A 17,570-nucleotide genomic window follows, 5' to 3' on the forward strand; every position below is an offset into this window, starting at 1 on the left:
TAAAGCTAAGGGTTAAATGTGAGCGAAGGTAAAGAGCGCTGCCAACATGTTGCCATCATTATGGATGGCAATGGCCGTTGGGCTGAAAGAAATCGTTTAGCGCGAGCTTTAGGGCATCGTGCCGGCGTGAAAGCAGTTAAACGGAGTGTTGAGTGTGCAATTAAAAATGGGATTAAGGTATTAACCGTTTATGCATTCTCAACGGAGAACTGGAAGAGACCTAAAGAGGAGGTCTCTTACTTAATGGATCTCTTTTACCAAACATTAGAGGGGCAACTGAAGGCACTTCATCGTGCCGGGGTGCGCCTCTCTTTTATTGGCGATCTCTCTCCACTTTCTGAAAAATTGCAAGAGAAGCTCTTTGCTGCTGTAGAGCTGACCAAAGAGAATGATGTTTTAGATTTTGTTGTTGCGATCAATTATGGTGGCCGGCAAGAGGTTGTTAATGCTTGTAAAGGATTGGTAGAGGCGGTTGTTGCCGGAGACCTTCAAGTAGAAGAGATTACAGAATCTCGTTTTGAAGAGGCTTTAGCAACGAGAGATCTCCCGCCTGTCGATCTTTTGATCCGAACAAGTGGAGAGCAACGGATCAGTAACTTCTTAATTTGGCAATTAGCTTATGCAGAACTCTACTTTATCGATTGCCATTGGCCCGATTTTGGGGAGAAAGAATTTGAGGCCGCTTTGGCCGAATTTTATCGTCGAGAGCGACGATTTGGTGGGAGATAGATGATGAAACAGCGCATTATTACAGGTGTTATTCTCGGGATCGTGGCACTCCTTGCCATCCTTTTTCTGCCGACAGCTCTCTTCTCACTGCTGCTTCTTCTTATCTCCGTTATCGGACTATTTGAGTGGAGTAACCTTTTAAAACTCTCAGGCGGACAGAAGATGCTCTATATCGGTGTCGGTGGGGTGACCCTCTTATTGGTTGTGGGCGCGTTACTGATGGGAAATCGAGAGACTGATCAACTTGTGGGAGGTCTTGCTCTCTTTGTTCGTAGTAATCCGATACTCTTTGGGCTACTTCTCTTGATGGCACTTTTTTGGTTAATGATGCCCTTTATTCTCTCAATCTATGCACGAAGACCACTCGCTTTTTTAACAAATCGAGAGTTTCTCTTTGTTGTCAGCATTCTCTCATTGGCGACCTTGATTATCACTTTAACGGTGTTGCAGCAGGGGCTGATTCTCCTTCTCTATCTTATTCTACTTGTGATTATTGCCGATAGTGGTGCCTATTTTGTAGGGCGGAAGCTTGGTAAGAGAAAGCTTGCCGTAACGATTAGTCCTGGGAAGACAGTTGAGGGCGCTCTAGGAGGAATTATCCTTGCCGGCCTCTTCTCATTTGGCGCGATTCTCTATTTTACAAGTGGTGATACCCCTATTTTTGTGGCACAAGAGAGAGTGATGCTTATCCTTAACTTTATCTCTTTAAGTCTCCTTGTGGTGATTATCTCCATTTCTGGAGATCTCTTTGAGAGTGTCGTGAAGCGACATGCGGGGATGAAAGATAGCGGCAATATCTTGCCCGGGCATGGCGGGATTTTAGATCGAATTGATGCCTTGACCGCAGCGGCACCTCTCTTCTTTGTAGGATTAAGTTTTATATGATCAAGCAGGTCTCTATTTTAGGTGCGACAGGCTCAATTGGGGATTCAACACTTAAGGTGATCCGTAATAATCGCGCACGATATCAAGTTCATTCATTAGTGGCTCATCAAAGCGTTGAGAAGATGATGCAGTTATGTCGGGAGTTTTTACCAAAGTATGCGGTATTAGAGAATAAGGCCGCGGCTGAGCAACTTAGAGTACAAGTAAAATCAGCGCAGCTACCGATTACAGTTTTAGCGGGTGAGGCTGCTATCATTGAATTGGTCACCGAGAGTGAAATTGATCTTGTTGTTGCCGCAATTGTTGGCGCAAAAGGCTTTTTATCGAGTCTTGCTGCGGCAAGGGCAGGGAAGACCATTTTGTTGGCCAATAAGGAGACACTTGTTTTAGGGGGTGCGCTCTTTATGGCAGAAGCAAAAACACATGGAGCGACCATTTTACCGATCGATAGTGAGCATAATGCGCTCTTTCAATCATTACCAAAATGTGGAAATGAGTTGAGTTATGAGGGGGTGAAGCGCTTAATCTTAACCGCTTCAGGAGGACCCTTTCGAGGCTATGATCGCGATGCATTAAAAAAGGTGACGCTTGAAGATGCATTGAAGCATCCAAACTGGTCGATGGGAGCTAAAGTAACCATCGATTCAGCAACCTTAATGAATAAAGGACTTGAGCTAATAGAAGCGCACTTTCTCTTTGAGATGCCAACAGAGAAGTTGAGTGTGGTTGTACATCCTCAAAGTATGATTCATTCACTTGTTGAGTATATCGATGGCTCCTTAATCTCCCAGATGGGTGCTGCCGATATGGCGATACCCATTGCTCATGCTTTAGCCTATCCCGAGCGCACAATCTCAGGCGCACAATATCTCGATTTGACCAAGATGCAGGCTTTAACATTTGAAGAGCCGGATCTTGTTACCTTTCCCGCACTACGCTTAGCTCAGGAATCATTAGAAGCAGGAACTCCCTATTTAGTCGCATTGAATGCAGCAAATGAGATCTTTGTGGAGGCATTTTTAGCAAAGAAAATTACTTTTATTGAGATCGCTGATAAAGTGGCAACAGTATTAGATCGAGTGAGTGCTTCAGCGCATCAGCTTCAGACAGAGGATGCGTTACTCGCTTATGATCAAGAAATTCGTCAGCTAGCGACTGATCTCTGCTAACTATTACGAAGAATTTTATTGAAAAGGCTAATCGCGCATGTCGATGTTTTTTAACTCTATTTTTGGTTTCTTAATTTTGATGGGTGTCTTAGTGACACTACATGAGTTTGGCCATTTCTATGCCGCAAGAAAGTTAGGATTTAAGGTTTTGACCTTTAGTATCGGCTTTGGAAAGAAGATCTGGAGCCGAAAGGGAAAGAATGGTGTTGAGTATCGTCTTGGCCTTATTCCATTAGGAGGCTATGTTGCGATGCTTGATGATCGGGTGCATGAAGTTGATCCCGAAGATCAGAGTAGAACCTTCAATGCCCAACCGATCTGGAAGCGCGCGGTAGTGATTGCTGCCGGACCGCTTGTTAATCTTCTCTTTGCCATTATTCTCCTCTTTGGGCTCTATCTTTATGGGATGCCCGCATTTAAGGCGAAAATTGATACTCCCCCCACTTCTTCCGTTTTTGCAGAAGCTGGCTTTCAGCGCGGTGATGAGATCATTGCCGTTGAAGGGGATTCTGTTCGTACTTTTGAGGAGATGATGATGCGCTTTGTCGATCATCTCAATGATGGCAGAGCGAACGTCGATATTATGCGAAATGGACGACTAGAGCAGATTGAGATCAGAATGGATGAGCCTCTCCGGCTCAATGCGAATCAATATATTGATCAACAGTTAGGTATTAATCTCTATATGCCTCAAGTGCCGGCGAAGATCGGTCTTTTAACAGAAGGGGGTGCTGGAGAACTTGCCGGGTTACAGCTCGATGATGAGATTCTTAAAATTGGGGAAAATCCCATCAACTCTTGGCAAGATCTACTTTTAACTATGGCACAGCTAGAGTCCTCGCCGGCAGAGAAGATGCTTCTTCTTGTCGAGGTGCTGCGTAAGGGGAGAATTATTGAGTTGCCGGTAGCGTTACAGCGCAATGAGAGTGGTCGATTTATGTTAGGTGTGGGAATTACCCAGATTTCACCGGAGATCGCCGCTGAATTTGAGCAGATGCAAACCTTACAAAAGTACCCTCTTTTTGAGGCTTTTAAGTATGCGATTGCTGATACATATCAAAATTCCCTTATGATTTTTAAATTTATCGGTAGAATGATCACAGGTGATATCCATCCTAATGTGATGGCAGGGCCGGTAACGATCGCTGATGTTGCAGGAAAGAAGCTTGATGCAGGTTGGGTCTACTTTATTCAACTGATGGCGCTCTTTAGTGTCAATCTCGGTATTTTAAACTTATTACCCATTCCTGTCTTAGATGGTGGACGGTTGGTAGGTCTAGGGATTGAGGCAACATTAGGGCGCGATAGAATACCGCAAACACTCTCGATGCGAGTGATGCAGATCGGTGCTCTCTTTCTATTTCTATTTATGGCTTTTGTGATCTTTTATGATATTAGCAAGTGGTTCTAGATGGATAATTAATTGGAATTTTTGAAGTTATTCGGTATATTAACGCAGTTTATAGATGCATTTCTATGCCCTAATTATTAGAGAAAAATATAATGGCTATTGTCGATTTAAAGAGAATTTTTTTAGCTACGAGCTTTATGCTTGGGGCCGCTGCTTTTGCCCAAAAGTATGAAGTGAGAGATATTCGTGTAGAAGGATTAGAGCAGGTTAATCCAGGGGTTGTCTTTACAACGTTAGGGCTTAATCCTGATGCACCTGTTCAGAAAGGTAATGTGAAAGATATCGTTGAGAAACTTCACGCAACAGGCCTTTTTAAGAATGTCACAGTTAAAACACCCAATGGAAGAATTCTTGGACGAACAAGACCAAAGTCGATTACCGTGGCAGTTCCGGTTCAGAAGCAGCCATCGACAATAAGAGGGGGCGGTCCTTTTGGCAATATCCGTACGGAGCCCCAAGAGCCGGAGATAGAGTATGTCTATGAAGAGATCCCTTGTACCTTTGATGATCCTCGGTGTCAGCCTGTCGAGTCGACGGTACGCTCTAATCTAATTATTGAGTTAGAAGAGTATCCGGTTTTATCACGAGTTACATTTAAAGGAAATCGAGATTTAAAAGATCCTCAGCTCAATCAGATCATTGCTGCCTCTAATCTTAAGGTGGGGGAGAGTCTGAAGGATTCATCATTAGAGAGTGCTAAAAATAATCTATTGAAGGCTTATGAGACCCGTGGTAAATATGCGGTAAGAATAGAGCCCAAAGTGATTGAGTTACCCCGCAACCGTGCTGAGCTCCAATTTGAGATATCAGAGGGGCGTACAGGGCAGATTAAGAAGATCAACTTTACCGGAAATGAGAATATCTCAGACAGTAAGTTGCTCCGTCAGATGCGCGTTCGTGAATCAGGTTTGAGAACAATCTTCTCCTCAGGGGATCGTTATGATCCTTATACAATTCAGGAAGAGCTCGACCAAGTTCAGCAATATTATCGCAATAATGGATATCTCAAGGCAGAGGTCAACTACTCAAGTGCTACCATTAGCCCTAATCAAGATACCATCTATCTCGATATCGATATCCATGAAGGGAAGAAGTACCACTTTGGGGACTTCACCGTTGTTGGAAATTATCCGAGTGTCGATAAAGAGGAGTTACTCTCTTTAGTCGATATTAAGCCTGGCTCGCTCTATCGTGCGAAAACAGTAGAAGCGACAGTTAAGGCATTACAAGATCGTTTAGGAAATGAGGGCTATGCTCAAGCTAGAGTGAATGCGATTCCTCGAATTGATGAAGAGAACGACACTGTAAGCTTCTCATTTGCTATCGATCAAGGAGAGCGTTACTACGTTAACCGTATCAATGTTGAAGGAAATGAGCGAACTCAAGATGAAGTCTTTCGTCGTGAACTTCGTCAAATGGAGGGTGGTCCCTTCGTAACAAGTGATATTGAGCGCTCCCGTATTCGGATTCAACGCCTTGCCCATGTTGAAGATGTTGAGGTCTTAACAGAACCGGTTGAAGAGGGGGTTGTAGATCTCACTTATCGCGTTAAAGAGCGAAGTGCCGGATCGATCACTTTCGGTTTGAGTTATGGTATGGATAGTAAGTTTGGTATCAATGCCGGCTTCAATCAGCCTAACTTTATGGGAACCGGTCATGAGCTTAATGTTCAAGCTGAAACTAATAAAAGTGGTAGCTACTACGGTATCGACTATATGAATCCCTACTTTACAAAAGATGGGTTAAGTGCCGGTGTCTCTTTAAGCTACAGTAAGCAGAAACATGATTATGATGACAGTGGTAACTATATTGCCGATGGTCTCTCTTTAATGTTTAATTTCGGGTATCCACTCTCTGAATATACGGCGGTTCGCGCGGGGATCGGTTATGAGCAATTAAAGCTTCGTACTACGCACGCATCACCTCGTAAAATTGTAGAAGAGATCGCTAAACTCGATTGTGGTATGGCTTGTGTTAATAGTCATACAGAAGGTCGCCTCTATAAAGCGAAGTTGAATCTCTATCGCGCGAATATCGGTATCTATCGTGATACGCGAAATAGAACGATCTTTTCATCAGAAGGATCGCTCAATAGTGCGACCATTACAGGAACATTACCCGGATCAGATTCTAAGTTTTATAAATTACTCTTAAAACATCAGAGCTACTACCCATTGAGTGAAAATGAAGATTACGTATTTTCAATTCGTGGCGATATTATGATGGGTTGGGGTTATGGTAATGATGGTGATACATCACTTCCTTTCTTTGAGAATTTCTATGCCGGTGGTTTAGGATCCGTTCGTGGTTATCGCGGAAGTTCGATTGGACCAAAGTATGAAAATGGTGACTCCATGGGAGGCTCATTACGCTACAATGCTACTGCCGAATTGATTATGAAGGTTCCAGGATTCCAAGATAATAATGATGTGCGTTGGAGTATCTTTGTGGATGCCGGGAATGTCACATCAAAGCCGAGCAAACCTGAGTTTGGTGATGTTAGTTATTCTGCCGGTGCAAGTTTTGTCTGGTTATCGCCATTAGGACCTCTTGCATTCTCCTATGCAAAACCATTTAAGACACGTGAAGGTGATAGAGAGCAGAAATTCCAGTTCTCAATCGGTATCCCTTACTAATCAGTGGTGAAAAGATAATGTTTAGAAGCATTTTAAGAAAGGGAGCAGCAGTGTTGTTAACTGCTGCTTTCATTGTTTTTACTCCTATCTCCTCCGCTAAGGAGTTAAAGATCGGTGTGGTGGATATCAATCTTCTATTAGAGAAATATATTGAGCAGAAAGATATCTATTCACTTCTTAATGAGGAGTTCTTTGCAAGAGATCAATATCTACTCAATAAACGGGATCAGATAGAGAGTTTGCGTCGAGAGTTGATGAATGGGAACAATGAAGCAACTGTTGCCCGTGAGTTAGAGCGCCATATTGTCAATCTTGAGCGAGAGTTTGTTCGTTTAAGTAATGATACACGACAGGAGTTTAACCTCCGTAAAAATGAGGAGCTCTATAAATTGCAAAGAGAGATCAATAATGCGATTTTGCAATATGCACAAGATCATGATTACGATCTGATATTAGAGTCCGGCTTACTCTTTTCTAAAGAGTCCCTCTATTTAACAGAACCGATCTTCCAAACATTAGTGAAGGAAGAGTCTCAAGAGAAAACGGAAGAGAAAAGCGAGAAGTAGATGACATTACAACAGATTTTTGATTACCTGATCTCAAAAGGTGAACAAGTTGAGCTCAAAGGTGATGGTGAGATTGAAATTTTAGGCCTCTCCACAATTCAGCATGGCAAGCCTAAAACCCTCTCCTTTTTCCATAATCCTCGTTATCGACAATATCTAGAGAGTACTGAAGCTTCTGCTATTTTGGTCGATGCTCGTAACTTTGAACATGTCACTCAACCGGCGATTATCTGCCAAAATACACATGCAGCTTGGGCTTATGTAACACAGCTTTTCCAGAAAGATTACCGTAATTTTGCCGGAATCGATCCAACTGCTCGGATCGCTCCCTCAGCAACAATTGGGAAAAATGTCACAATTGGAGCTTATACCGTTATTGGGGAAAATGTCATCATTGGTGACAATAGCTATATCGATGCTCACTGCATGATAGAGCGTGATGTGACGCTTGGCGAGTCCTGTTATCTCTTCTCGAGTGTAACGATTCGATATGAGTGTCAGTTAGGAGATCGTGTAGTACTCCATCCTAATGCAGTGATTGGCGCTGAAGGCTTTGGCTTTGCTCGGGCAAAATCGGGTTATATCAAGGTGGCGCAATTAGGGCGTGTGATCTTAGCGGATGATGTGGATATTGGCGCCGGAAGTTGTATCGATCGTGGTGCTATTGAGGATACCGTTATTGGTCGAGGAACGAAGATCGATAATCATGTTCAGTTAGGGCATAATTGTATCGTTGGTGAAAATACGGTTATTGCCGGTTATACCGGTATCGCCGGTTCAACAGATATTGGTAATAATGTGGTTATCGGTGGTGGTGTTGGGATGAATGGTCACATGAAGATCGAAGATAATGTGATTGTCACCGGAGGCACGCAAGTAAGCCAACCGCTTAAGTCAGGAAAGATCTACTCTTCTATCCCGCCGGTACTAGAAAATAGAGAGTGGCGCTACAATAGCGCTAGAATCAAGCGATTAGGCGATCTTTTTGAGCGAGTCAAAAAATTAGAAAATCAGCTAAAAAGAGAAGAAGAGTAAGAGTAAAGGATTAGGCTTTATGCAAGAGAATTGAGAGTTATGTGCATGATACTATTGAGTGTACTATTGAAATGATCGGTTTTTAAAAAGATGGTTTCCGGACCGATCTAGATGATCTAGATGATCTAGATGAACTACACATAATCGACACATCATTCACACACAATTCCTACATGTTTTGCAGATGTTTTAGATATATTTTGAATTGAATATTAAATAGAAGAGAATAGAGAATAATAATTATGAGCGATAACAAAGTAATCGATATCAATGAAATCATGACATATTTACCCCATCGATACCCATTTTTAATGATTGATCGCGTGCTTGATTTTACGCCGAATGAGACGTTACACGCTCGTAAAAATGTCACCTATAATGAACCCTTTTTCCAAGGACACTTTCCCGTAAAACCGATTATGCCAGGGGTGCTTATCTTAGAAGCATTAGCACAAGCAACTGGAATCTTAAGTTTTAAATCGGTCGAAGATTATGATTCTACTGATCAGTCAATCTACTATTTTGTAGGGATCGATAAGGCGCGATTCCGTCGTCCTGTTGAGCCCGGTGACGTCTTAGATCTGAAAGTACAATTTCTTCGAGCAAAGAGAGGAATTTGGGCTTTTGAGGGCAAGGCATATGTTGATGGCAAGTTAGTATGCCAAGCTGAATTAATGTGTACTCGCCGTGAGGCATTTGAATAATGAAAAAAGAATTAATACATCCCACAGCGGTGATCGACCCTTCTGCAAAGTTGCATGAGAGTGTACAGGTTGGTCCATATTGTGTGATTGGACCCGATGTCACAATTGGTAAAGATACCGTCTTAACATCTCATGTGGTCATTCAAGGACCGACAACGATAGGAGAGGGAAATACCTTCTATCAATTCTGTTCGATTGGTGAAGTACCGCAGGATAAGAAGTTTAAAGCCGGCGATCAGGTCTTTTTAGAGATTGGAGATCGTAATACTATTCGAGAATATGTCAGCATTAGTCGCGGAACAATTCAGGATAATGCTGTGACAAAGATCGGTGATGATAACTGGATTATGGCTACATGTCATATTGCTCACGATTGTATTGTTGGCAATCGAACGATCTTTGCAAATGGGGCTTCTCTTGCCGGTCATGCGGTAATAGAGGATGATGTTATTCTCGGCGGTTACTCGATGATCTATCAACGCTGCCGTATCGGTGAGGGTGCAATTACCGGTTTCTCTTCCGGTATTCATCGCAATGTTCCCCCCTTTATAACAGCTGCAGGATATCGTGCTGTACCTTCAGGCATCAACTCAGAAGGTCTTCGCCGAAGAGGATTCTCACCTGAGGCGATTAAAGCGACAAAAGATGCCTACAAAGCACTCTATCGTCAAGATCTCTCTCTGCAAGATGCGATCTTAAAGATTAAAGAGATCGCTGTTGAAGCGCCTCATCTTGAGAAGATGGTTAAATTTTTAGAAGAGACAGAAGATCGCGGGATTATTCGTTAAATAATCATTATGAATAGTTATTTGAATGACCATTTGAGTGATCATTAATAATTAGTAATAGCCAATAGATAACTAATAGTATCAGTACTAACACTTAATAGAGGAGAAGCACGAGAAGAATGATCTTGTCGCTATTTCACTATCTATTAAGTGTTTTTCTTTTATTGCTTTTAACCTTTTCTATAAAGTCACCAACAAAGTTACAGATCAAGTTACAGATCAAGTTATAGATCAAGTTATAGACATAGATACGTAGAATATAGCTTGCTGAAGTATAAAAGAGGGTTTTAGGCGTTTTTAAAGTGTTATCGGAGATTGCAGGTGTTAGTAAGGAACAGCTTATGCTCGAGATGGTTCAGAGAGCTGAAATAGTTCAAATGGTTCAAATGATTCAATGGGTCAAAATGGTCAAAATAGTCAGAGAGGAGATAGAAGGATGAGTAACGTTAATAAGGAGTGCCTAGCAAGAGTTGAGCAGGCTTCTATAGCAGGAGAGCAAGAGGGAGATGGACCTCTCTTTATGCTGGTTGCCGGCGAACTCTCCGGGGATCTTTTAGGGGGAGGCTTAATTGAGTCTCTCAAAGAGAGTTATTCTAATGCTCGCTTTTTTGGCATTGGTGGTCCTTTGATGATAAAAGCGGGATTGGAATCGATCGAGCCTATCGAGTCGCTCTCAATTATGGGGCTTGTTGAGATCTTAAAGGAGTTACCGAAGCTCTTTCGAATCAAATCAGCATTAGTGACTGCAGCAAAAGAGCGAAGACCGGTCTGTTTTATTGGCATAGATGCTCCTGATTTTAATCTACGACTGGCTAAATCTCTTAAAGCATTGGGGATAATGACATTTCAGTATGTCTCTCCTTCTGTCTGGGTCTGGAGAGAAGGGCGCGTAAATACTATTCGAAAATATATTGATCGTGTTTTAACACTCTTTCCTTTTGAGGTAGACTTTTATCAAAAGCATCAGGTTGATAGTGTCTGTGTTGGGCATCGCCTTGGAGATGAGATCCCTTTAGAGGTCGATGCTCAAAGTGCCAAAATAGCATTAGATCTGCCGGCTGAGGGTGAGTATTTAGCTCTACTTCCTGGAAGTCGACGCGGAGAGATTAGCCGACTATTACCCCTCTTTTTAGAGAGTCTTCCATTGATTAGTCAGCGTTTTCCCACATTGGAATTTTTAATTCCGGCCGCAACGCCCAAAATTTATCAGCTTATTCAAGCGGCGCTTTGGGAATTGCCCTTTGAGTTAAGAGAGAAGATTCATCTCTTTCAAGGTCGTTCTAGAGAGATTATGAGCGCTTCTAAAGGCGTCTTACTAGCATCAGGAACAGCTGCTTTAGAGGCGATGCTTTTGAAGCGATTAATGGTAGTCTGTTATCGATTTAATGCGATTACTGCATGGTTAGCACCTAAAATTGTGAAGATATCACACTTCTCTCTTCCCAATATTTTGGCAAAAGAACCGCTTGTTACAGAGCTTTTTCAACAAGAGGTGACGCCTGAGCGGATCTCTTCTGCAGTGGAGAAGATTTTAGTGGAGAGTAGTGAAAATCGGGAGAAACTAGCGCTCTTTCAACAGATGCATCATTCACTTCGACGTAACTCTGATCAAGTGGCAAAAGAGGCAGTTATCTCACTTTTAAAAGAGCGGGGGATATTATCATGATCAATATTAAAGATCAGCAGCTTCTTTTTTCTGAGAATGATTTTGAAGGGCTTATTGCTGGCGTTGATGAGGCGGGGCGGGGACCTTTGTGTGGCGATGTTTATGCGGCAGCAGTAATCTTAGATCCTAACCAACCGATCATTGGACTTGATGATTCAAAAAAGTTGACTGAGAAACGACGTGCTATTTTAGCCGCTGAGATTAAAGAGAAGGCTATGGCATGGGCTATTGCAAGTAGCTCTGTTGCGGAGATTGATGAGATCAATATTTTACAAGCAACCTTATTAGCGATGCGCCGTGCAGTTGCAGCATTATCGATTCAGCCTCAACTGCTTCGAGTCGATGGAAATCAAGATCCAAAGAGTAATGTGCCGGCCGTGACGATTATTAAGGGTGATTCGCTCTTTGCGGAGATCAGTGCAGCATCGATTTTAGCGAAAGATGCTCGGGATCAATCGATGTATGAGGCGGATCGAGCTTACCCTCAGTATGGATTTGGGCAACATAAAGGGTATGGAACAAAGGCGCACTTAGCGGCTTTAGCTCAATATGGCGTCACACCGCTTCATCGTACCTCGTTTGCGCCCATTAAGCGCTTGGTTGAGGAAGCTGTACGTTAGGGGATTGATAAAAGACAACCCTTGGAAAACATAGTAGAATAGTGAAGAGTTATTGAGGATAAAGGTCAAAAATGAAAAACGCTAAATGGATCGATTTTGTTGTAGGACTATTTGTCATAAGTGGCATTGTGGCATTTGCTTGGTTAGCTTTTAATGCAAGTAATGCGACAACAGGTTTAAGAGGAGGGAAGCCGATCTATGTGACCGCCTCATTTACCAATATAGGATCATTAAAAGTTAAAGCACCGGTGATGATCTCAGGGGTACGTGTAGGGCAAGTCAATGGTATTGCATTAGATCCCCATAATTATGAGGCAATTGTGACTTTAGCGTTAGATGGTTCTATCCCCATTCCGCAAGATACGATTGCCGCGATCAATACATCAGGTCTTGTTGGTGAGCAATATATTGCCTTAGATCCTGGTGGTTCAGAGAAGGATCTTGCTAATGGTGATCGTATTCGTATGACGCAAGATGCTTTTGTTATGGAGCGCTTAATTGGTCAATTAATGGCTTCCTTCGGTGGTAGCAAGGGGGACTCAGCAGAAGTAGCGCCGGAAGAGAACGTTAATAGTAGTGGCTTTAAACCCGGTTCGCTTTTAGATTAATGGCTGTCAGTTGTTGATATTAATTAATATTAGTTGATATCAATAGATCCCAAAACAGGAAAATTTTAAAAGTTGAGGGCGAGAGAGATCTCGCCCTCTTCTCATTATAAGCCTATACAAGGTCCGGCACTATTTAGCTTTTTTCAACACATTTATCATGATTTATTATGTTTCATTATATTTCATGTATCAGATCATCTTTCAGAAAGGGCGTGGAGCGGCGGAAATTTACCATTGTATTCTTTTACCGATGCATGTCTGCCGATTGGCATCTTTGGTGCCAGAATAGATATCGTTAAAGAGATCTTCCTTGCCGGCACGTATCTTATGGAAGTACGCGATAGTAAGATCGCGGGACCGTTAGCCCCTTTTATTTATTATTGATTCTAAATAGATTCCATTTAGCTATTACATTTAGCTATTGGGTATAAGCTAAAAAAAGCGATATGATGTGATCTCGTTATTCCGCTAGAGAAGTGATAAAGTTATTTAATGTTAGAGATGAGAGAAGAATTAGGTCGAACTTTAGGGGTTGTGCTTAATAAGCGGGCGTTTAAGGAGTCTGGCTTTTTAGTGGATCTTTTTACCCTTCAATATGGGCGCGTGACGCTACTTGTTCGTGGGCGCGCCAATCCGAAGCGACCGCTGCATCATTTAGAGCTCTTCTCATATAGTGATTGGCATCTTAAAGAGGGGCGAGTCTTCCATTTTGCCCATGAGGTTGATCTTCTCTATACCTTCTCTTTAAAGGGAAGAGAGATCTGGACTGCCTACTATCTCAATGAACTATTGTTACGATTGATGCCGAAGCATCAGCCAGCTCCTGAGCTATTTCAAGTCTATCAAGAGGTTCTCTCCGCTTTAGCTGATGGTGTCGAAGAGATCTCTCCCTATCTGCGTAACTTTGAACGCTACCTTTTAGCCTATTTAGGTATTCTTCCCGATCTTTTTTATGATGCTGCTGGCGATCCGATTAAGCCCGATAAAGCCTATTACCTCTCTCATGAAGAGGGGTTATTGCCCCTTGAGTTTCCCGGAACGTTTAAGGTCTTGGGAAGCATCGTTTTGAAGATTGCCGAAGAAGCACCAATTGTTGGGGAAGAGGCGTTGATTTATCGAAATATGATGCGCTATCTTCTTGCTCCCTTGATTGGCGAAAAGCCTCTGCAATCGCGAATTTGGATGCAGAGGCTCTATCGAAAGCGCTAATGTTAATCGTTGAATAGCGAATAGTTGAATAGTGATTAATTCTAATTGTTACCCTTAATGATTAATCACAAAGATCAAGAGCGACATAATGAGATGAGAGATAATTATGAGAGCACCTCTTTTGCAGCATTTTTCTCATCCTCTTCTCTTCGTTTAGTAAGGTAGAGATTAATCAGCGTGACTAGGAAGACAATTGTTGCGACAACGCCGATCATTATTGTTGAGAGGGCATTGATATTAGGACTGACACCAAGACGTGCCTTAGAGTAGATCCAGATCGGTAGCGTCGTACCGCCAGGGCCGGTAGTAAAGGTCGCAATGACTAAATCATCGAGTGACAGCGTAAATGAGAGTAGCCAACCTGAGATAATCGCCGGGAAGATCATTGGAAGTGTGATATAGAAAAAGGTTCTAATACCATCCGCACCAAGATCCATTGCCGCCTCTTCGATATGTCGATCAAACCCTGTTAAGCGAGATTGTACGACAACAACGACATAACACATTGTGAAGGTGATATGAGCGATCATCATGGTGAAAAAACCGGTACTAAACTTTAGAGCAACAAAGGTTAATCCGAGTGAGCTTCCCATAATAATTTCAGGCATCACCATCGGCGCATAGGTAATACCGGAGAAGAGCGTTTTTCCCTTAAAGCGTCTAAATTTAACCAGTGCAAAAGCAGCCATTGTCCCGAGAATTACGGCAAAAGTTGAAGTGGAGACGGCCAGGAGAAGACTCGTTTTTGTCGCAGACCAGATTCCCTCTTGCTCAAAGAGATCGCTATACCACTTTGTTGAAAATCCAGACCAGACAGTGACGAGCTTTGATTCGTTAAAGCTATAGACAATGACTAAAATAATCGGGGTATAGAGGAATATCAGACCCAATATTAGTGCCGTCCAGTTCAGGGCAGTCATCTTTTTTTTCATAACAGCTCCTAATTAAATTGTTTCGCCTGAATGCGATTAAAGATATAGATCGGGATAATCACAATTAAGAGTAGAATCACTGAAATTGCAGAAACTAACGGCAGATTCATCCCTTGTAGATAGGTGTCGTAGAGTACTTTTCCAATCATAGTGACGTTCGAACCTCCTAAGAGATCTGGAATCACAAACTCTCCAATTGCGGGGATAAAGACGAGGAAGCAACCAGCAAGAACGCCAGGTAATGAGAGACGAAAGGTAATTTGCCAGAAGGTCTTTAGTGGTGGTGAGCCAAGATCGAGCGCAGCCTCTACTAGGGTATTATCAATTTTGATGAGTGTCGCAAAGAGCGGCAATATCATAAAGGGGAGATAGCCATAAACGATTCCGATATAGACGGCTAAATCGGTATGGAGAATATGAAGAGTTACCGGCGAATTAGGATCGATAAGACCGATGCCCATTCCGACCCAGTTGATGAAATTGTTAAGGACTCCCGTTGGCGATAGAATCGTGATCCACGCATAGATTCGAATAAGAAAGGAGGTCCAGAAGGGGAGAATAACCAGCATCACTAAAAAGAGCTGCCACTTTTTGGAAGCACGTGACATCGCAAGCGCAATGGGATAACCAATGAGCAGGGTAAGCAACGTCGAGAAGAAGGCGATCTTTACACTATTGAGATAGGCGTGAATATAGATCTTATCTTCCCATAATTCGAGATAATTTTGAAAATTGATAGTAATTTGCAGTAAGCCATCATCGATCCATTCCATTAGATCGGAGAAGGGCGGGGATGCAATCTCTGCCTCGGTAAAGCTGATGCGGAGAATAATCAAAAAAGGGATTAAAAAGAAGAGAATCAGCCATAAAAATGGGGTGCCAATTAAGAATCGATGGCTATGACCTAAGCCAACGATAAAACGATAGGGGGGAAAGCGGAGCAAACGGCGATGGGTAAAACTGAGCCGAGAGACGATCTCCGCCATGATGCCGGTAAAAGTTCCGACCTCTTGTTGACGATGGGGCATTGTCCAACCTCCATAAGATTAACGATTAAGAGATGAGTACAATTCCTGAATCTTCAGTAAAACTCACATAGACACGATCTTCATGGGTAATTCTCTGCTCAATAATTCGTGTATCATTCATCTGTGAGACGGTGATCATCTTCTCATTATCGAGTTTAACGTGGTAGATAGAGACATTTCCCATATAGCCAATATCCCAAACTTCCCCTTGAAGGCAGTTATAATGGGCATTTTCTGGCGGTGTTAATGAGATATCGAGTTTTTCAGGCCGAACCGCAACCCAGGCTTGAGAACCGATTGTCGCACCGACCCCTTGCGCACAGATTAGTGGCGTTGGTGCCTCAAAGCTCTCAACCGTTGTCTCTGTTGATGAGATCTCCGAGATAACCCCCTCAAAGATATTAACATCACCAATAAACTCTGCTACATAACGGGAGTTCGGGAACTCATAGATCTCTGCCGGTGTTGCAACTTGTGCTAAGCAGCCTGAATCCATTACCGCAATACGGCTAGAGACAGTCATCGCCTCTTCTTGATCATGTGTGACGATAATAAAGGTAATGCCGAGCTCTTCCTGAATAGTCATCAGCTCAAATTGGGTCTGCTCTCGTAATCGTTTATCGAGTGCGCCTAATGGCTCATCTAGGAGCAGCAACTTTGGTTTTTTAACAATACTTCTTGCAAGCGCTACACGTTGTCTCTGTCCGCCAGAGAGCTGATGCGGTTTTCGCTTAGCAAAGCGCTCCATCTGTACAAGCTCAAGCATCTGCTGAACGCGTTTACGGATCTCCGGTTTTTTGACCTTATCTTGTTTGAGTCCAAATGCGATATTATCTTCCACCGTCATATGGGGAAAGAGAGCATAACTTTGGAACATCATATTCACAGGGCGTTCATAGGGAGGAATTTTTGACATATCCTCTCCTTCTAATAAGATTTTCCCAGAGGTAGGCGTTTCAAAGCCGGCAAGCATCCTCAGAAGTGTCGTCTTTCCACATCCCGAAGGGCCCAATAGGGAGAAAAATTCCCCTTTATAGATATCGAGTGAGATATGGTCAACCGCAAGGTGATCATCATAACGTTTAACGATATCGATAATTTCAACATGGGGAACAGAGTTAGGATCACGCCAAGGTTCATTCTTGTGTAATAAACGGCTTTGTTGCATAAGCGCCTCCGGCATTTTATTAAAGGGGGATCCCTCTAAAAATGGTGAATAGGAAAAGGACAATAAAGGCTTCTTATCTCGCGGGGAGCGAAGGCTGAATTCTAGAGCGTTTTATGGAGCGGATCAAGCCTTTTTCAAATTAAAGGGGAAGCTCGTGATCCCTCTTTTGATCTGATCTACTCAAAAGGGTCATTTTAACATGCTTAACAAAGTGTTAGTGTAAAAAATGAATAAAGTGCTTAAGAGAGATCATCATAGAGAATCGATTGAATACGGGATCTTTAAAGGAATGATGTGAGTTGAGAATAGTGTTAATCGATAATAGAGGTGCTTCAATAGAATCTTCATTAGATTGTTATTGGAAGCTGGAAGATTTATTGGAGGATTTATCGGAAGATCTATAGAAAAGATTGTGA

Annotated in this window: 16 protein-coding genes; 13 read left to right on the top strand and 3 right to left on the bottom strand. The window is 42.6% G+C overall.

Annotated elements, in window-relative coordinates; genetic code table 11:
• The first annotated feature begins 18 nt into the window (after positions 1-18).
• The 13 genes from uppS to recO all read left to right on the top strand — a co-directional run bounded on the left by uppS (position 19) and on the right by recO (position 14,026).
• On the top strand, positions 19-729 hold the full coding sequence (gene uppS, locus DC077_RS04455; protein WP_109200731.1) for a polyprenyl diphosphate synthase: 711 nt from the start codon (positions 19-21) through the stop codon (positions 727-729).
• Complete coding sequence (locus tag DC077_RS04460; protein ID WP_109200730.1) at positions 730-1,614, top strand: phosphatidate cytidylyltransferase; 885 nt, start codon at positions 730-732, stop codon at positions 1,612-1,614.
• On the top strand, positions 1,611-2,783 hold the full coding sequence (gene dxr, locus DC077_RS04465; protein WP_275663877.1) for a 1-deoxy-D-xylulose-5-phosphate reductoisomerase: 1,173 nt from the start codon (positions 1,611-1,613) through the stop codon (positions 2,781-2,783). Before DC077_RS04460 ends, dxr begins: the two co-directional genes overlap by 4 nt.
• Before the next feature lie 37 nt (positions 2,784-2,820).
• Positions 2,821-4,194, top strand: coding sequence for an RIP metalloprotease RseP (gene rseP, locus DC077_RS04470; protein WP_109200729.1), 1,374 nt, complete (start codon positions 2,821-2,823; stop codon positions 4,192-4,194).
• 92 nt (positions 4,195-4,286) lie between these two features.
• A complete protein-coding gene (gene bamA, locus DC077_RS04475; protein ID WP_109200728.1) occupies positions 4,287-6,830 on the top strand; it encodes an outer membrane protein assembly factor BamA in 2,544 nt (847 codons plus the stop codon).
• Between the two features lie 17 nt (positions 6,831-6,847).
• Positions 6,848-7,396, top strand: a complete 549-nt coding sequence (locus DC077_RS04480) for an OmpH/Skp family outer membrane protein (RefSeq protein WP_109200727.1) — start codon at positions 6,848-6,850, stop codon at positions 7,394-7,396.
• Positions 7,397-8,431, top strand: a complete 1,035-nt coding sequence (lpxD, locus tag DC077_RS04485) for a UDP-3-O-(3-hydroxymyristoyl)glucosamine N-acyltransferase (RefSeq protein ID WP_109200726.1) — start codon at positions 7,397-7,399, stop codon at positions 8,429-8,431.
• A gap of 239 nt (positions 8,432-8,670) precedes the next feature.
• A complete protein-coding gene (gene fabZ, locus DC077_RS04490) occupies positions 8,671-9,135 on the top strand; it encodes a 3-hydroxyacyl-ACP dehydratase FabZ (RefSeq protein ID WP_369828055.1) in 465 nt (154 codons plus the stop codon).
• Positions 9,135-9,923, top strand: a complete 789-nt coding sequence (lpxA, locus tag DC077_RS04495; RefSeq protein ID WP_109200725.1) for an acyl-ACP--UDP-N-acetylglucosamine O-acyltransferase — start codon at positions 9,135-9,137, stop codon at positions 9,921-9,923. The genes fabZ and lpxA overlap by 1 nt, the downstream gene beginning before the upstream one ends.
• 436 nt (positions 9,924-10,359) lie before the next feature.
• On the top strand, positions 10,360-11,589 hold the full coding sequence (gene lpxB / locus DC077_RS04500; protein WP_239990325.1) for a lipid-A-disaccharide synthase: 1,230 nt from the start codon (positions 10,360-10,362) through the stop codon (positions 11,587-11,589).
• Complete coding sequence (rnhB, locus tag DC077_RS04505) at positions 11,586-12,209, top strand: ribonuclease HII (RefSeq protein ID WP_109200724.1); 624 nt, start codon at positions 11,586-11,588, stop codon at positions 12,207-12,209. The genes lpxB and rnhB overlap by 4 nt, the downstream gene beginning before the upstream one ends.
• Before the next feature lie 71 nt (positions 12,210-12,280).
• The gene (gene mlaD, locus DC077_RS04510; RefSeq protein ID WP_109200723.1) at positions 12,281-12,817 is read left to right on the top strand and encodes an outer membrane lipid asymmetry maintenance protein MlaD; all 537 of its coding nucleotides are present in this window, start codon (positions 12,281-12,283) and stop codon (positions 12,815-12,817) included.
• A gap of 492 nt (positions 12,818-13,309) precedes the next feature.
• Positions 13,310-14,026 (top strand): DNA repair protein RecO, encoded by a 717-nt coding sequence (gene recO, locus DC077_RS04515; protein WP_109200722.1) that lies wholly within the window; start codon positions 13,310-13,312, stop codon positions 14,024-14,026.
• 104 nt (positions 14,027-14,130) lie between these two features.
• On the opposite strand, the gene DC077_RS04520 is transcribed toward recO, so the two are convergent.
• Genes DC077_RS04520 through DC077_RS04530 form a run of 3 tightly spaced genes read right to left on the bottom strand, consistent with a single transcriptional unit; the run spans position 14,131 to position 17,154 of the window.
• Positions 14,131-14,958 (bottom strand): ABC transporter permease, encoded by an 828-nt coding sequence (locus DC077_RS04520; RefSeq protein WP_109200721.1) that lies wholly within the window; start codon positions 14,956-14,958, stop codon positions 14,131-14,133.
• 8 nt (positions 14,959-14,966) lie between these two features.
• On the bottom strand, positions 14,967-15,986 hold the full coding sequence (locus tag DC077_RS04525) for an ABC transporter permease subunit (protein WP_109200720.1): 1,020 nt from the start codon (positions 15,984-15,986) through the stop codon (positions 14,967-14,969).
• A 25-nt stretch (positions 15,987-16,011) separates the two neighbouring features.
• Entirely contained in the window at positions 16,012-17,154 is a 1,143-nt protein-coding gene (locus DC077_RS04530; protein WP_109200964.1) for an ABC transporter ATP-binding protein, read from the bottom strand.
• Positions 17,155-17,570 lie beyond the last annotated feature (416 nt).

The sequence above is a fragment of the Ignatzschineria cameli genome (genome assembly GCF_003121895.1).
GTDB classification, from domain to species: domain Bacteria; phylum Pseudomonadota; class Gammaproteobacteria; order Cardiobacteriales; family Wohlfahrtiimonadaceae; genus Ignatzschineria; species Ignatzschineria cameli.

Coding starts and splice junctions, on each gene's coding strand:
- dxr (WP_275663877.1), top strand. CDS start 1,611: ATGATCAAGCAGGTCTCTATTTTAGGTGCGACAGGCTCAATTGGGGAT.
- lpxD (WP_109200726.1), top strand. CDS start 7,397: ATGACATTACAACAGATTTTTGATTACCTGATCTCAAAAGGTGAACAA.
- lpxB (WP_239990325.1), top strand. CDS start 10,360: ATGAGTAACGTTAATAAGGAGTGCCTAGCAAGAGTTGAGCAGGCTTCT.
- bamA (WP_109200728.1), top strand. CDS start 4,287: ATGGCTATTGTCGATTTAAAGAGAATTTTTTTAGCTACGAGCTTTATG.
- recO (WP_109200722.1), top strand. CDS start 13,310: ATGTTAGAGATGAGAGAAGAATTAGGTCGAACTTTAGGGGTTGTGCTT.
- lpxA (WP_109200725.1), top strand. CDS start 9,135: ATGAAAAAAGAATTAATACATCCCACAGCGGTGATCGACCCTTCTGCA.
- rseP (WP_109200729.1), top strand. CDS start 2,821: ATGTCGATGTTTTTTAACTCTATTTTTGGTTTCTTAATTTTGATGGGT.
- DC077_RS04530 (WP_109200964.1), bottom strand. CDS start 17,154: ATGCAACAAAGCCGTTTATTACACAAGAATGAACCTTGGCGTGATCCT.
- rnhB (WP_109200724.1), top strand. CDS start 11,586: ATGATCAATATTAAAGATCAGCAGCTTCTTTTTTCTGAGAATGATTTT.
- DC077_RS04525 (WP_109200720.1), bottom strand. CDS start 15,986: ATGCCCCATCGTCAACAAGAGGTCGGAACTTTTACCGGCATCATGGCG.
- DC077_RS04460 (WP_109200730.1), top strand. CDS start 730: ATGATGAAACAGCGCATTATTACAGGTGTTATTCTCGGGATCGTGGCA.
- DC077_RS04480 (WP_109200727.1), top strand. CDS start 6,848: ATGTTTAGAAGCATTTTAAGAAAGGGAGCAGCAGTGTTGTTAACTGCT.
- mlaD (WP_109200723.1), top strand. CDS start 12,281: ATGAAAAACGCTAAATGGATCGATTTTGTTGTAGGACTATTTGTCATA.
- DC077_RS04520 (WP_109200721.1), bottom strand. CDS start 14,958: ATGAAAAAAAAGATGACTGCCCTGAACTGGACGGCACTAATATTGGGT.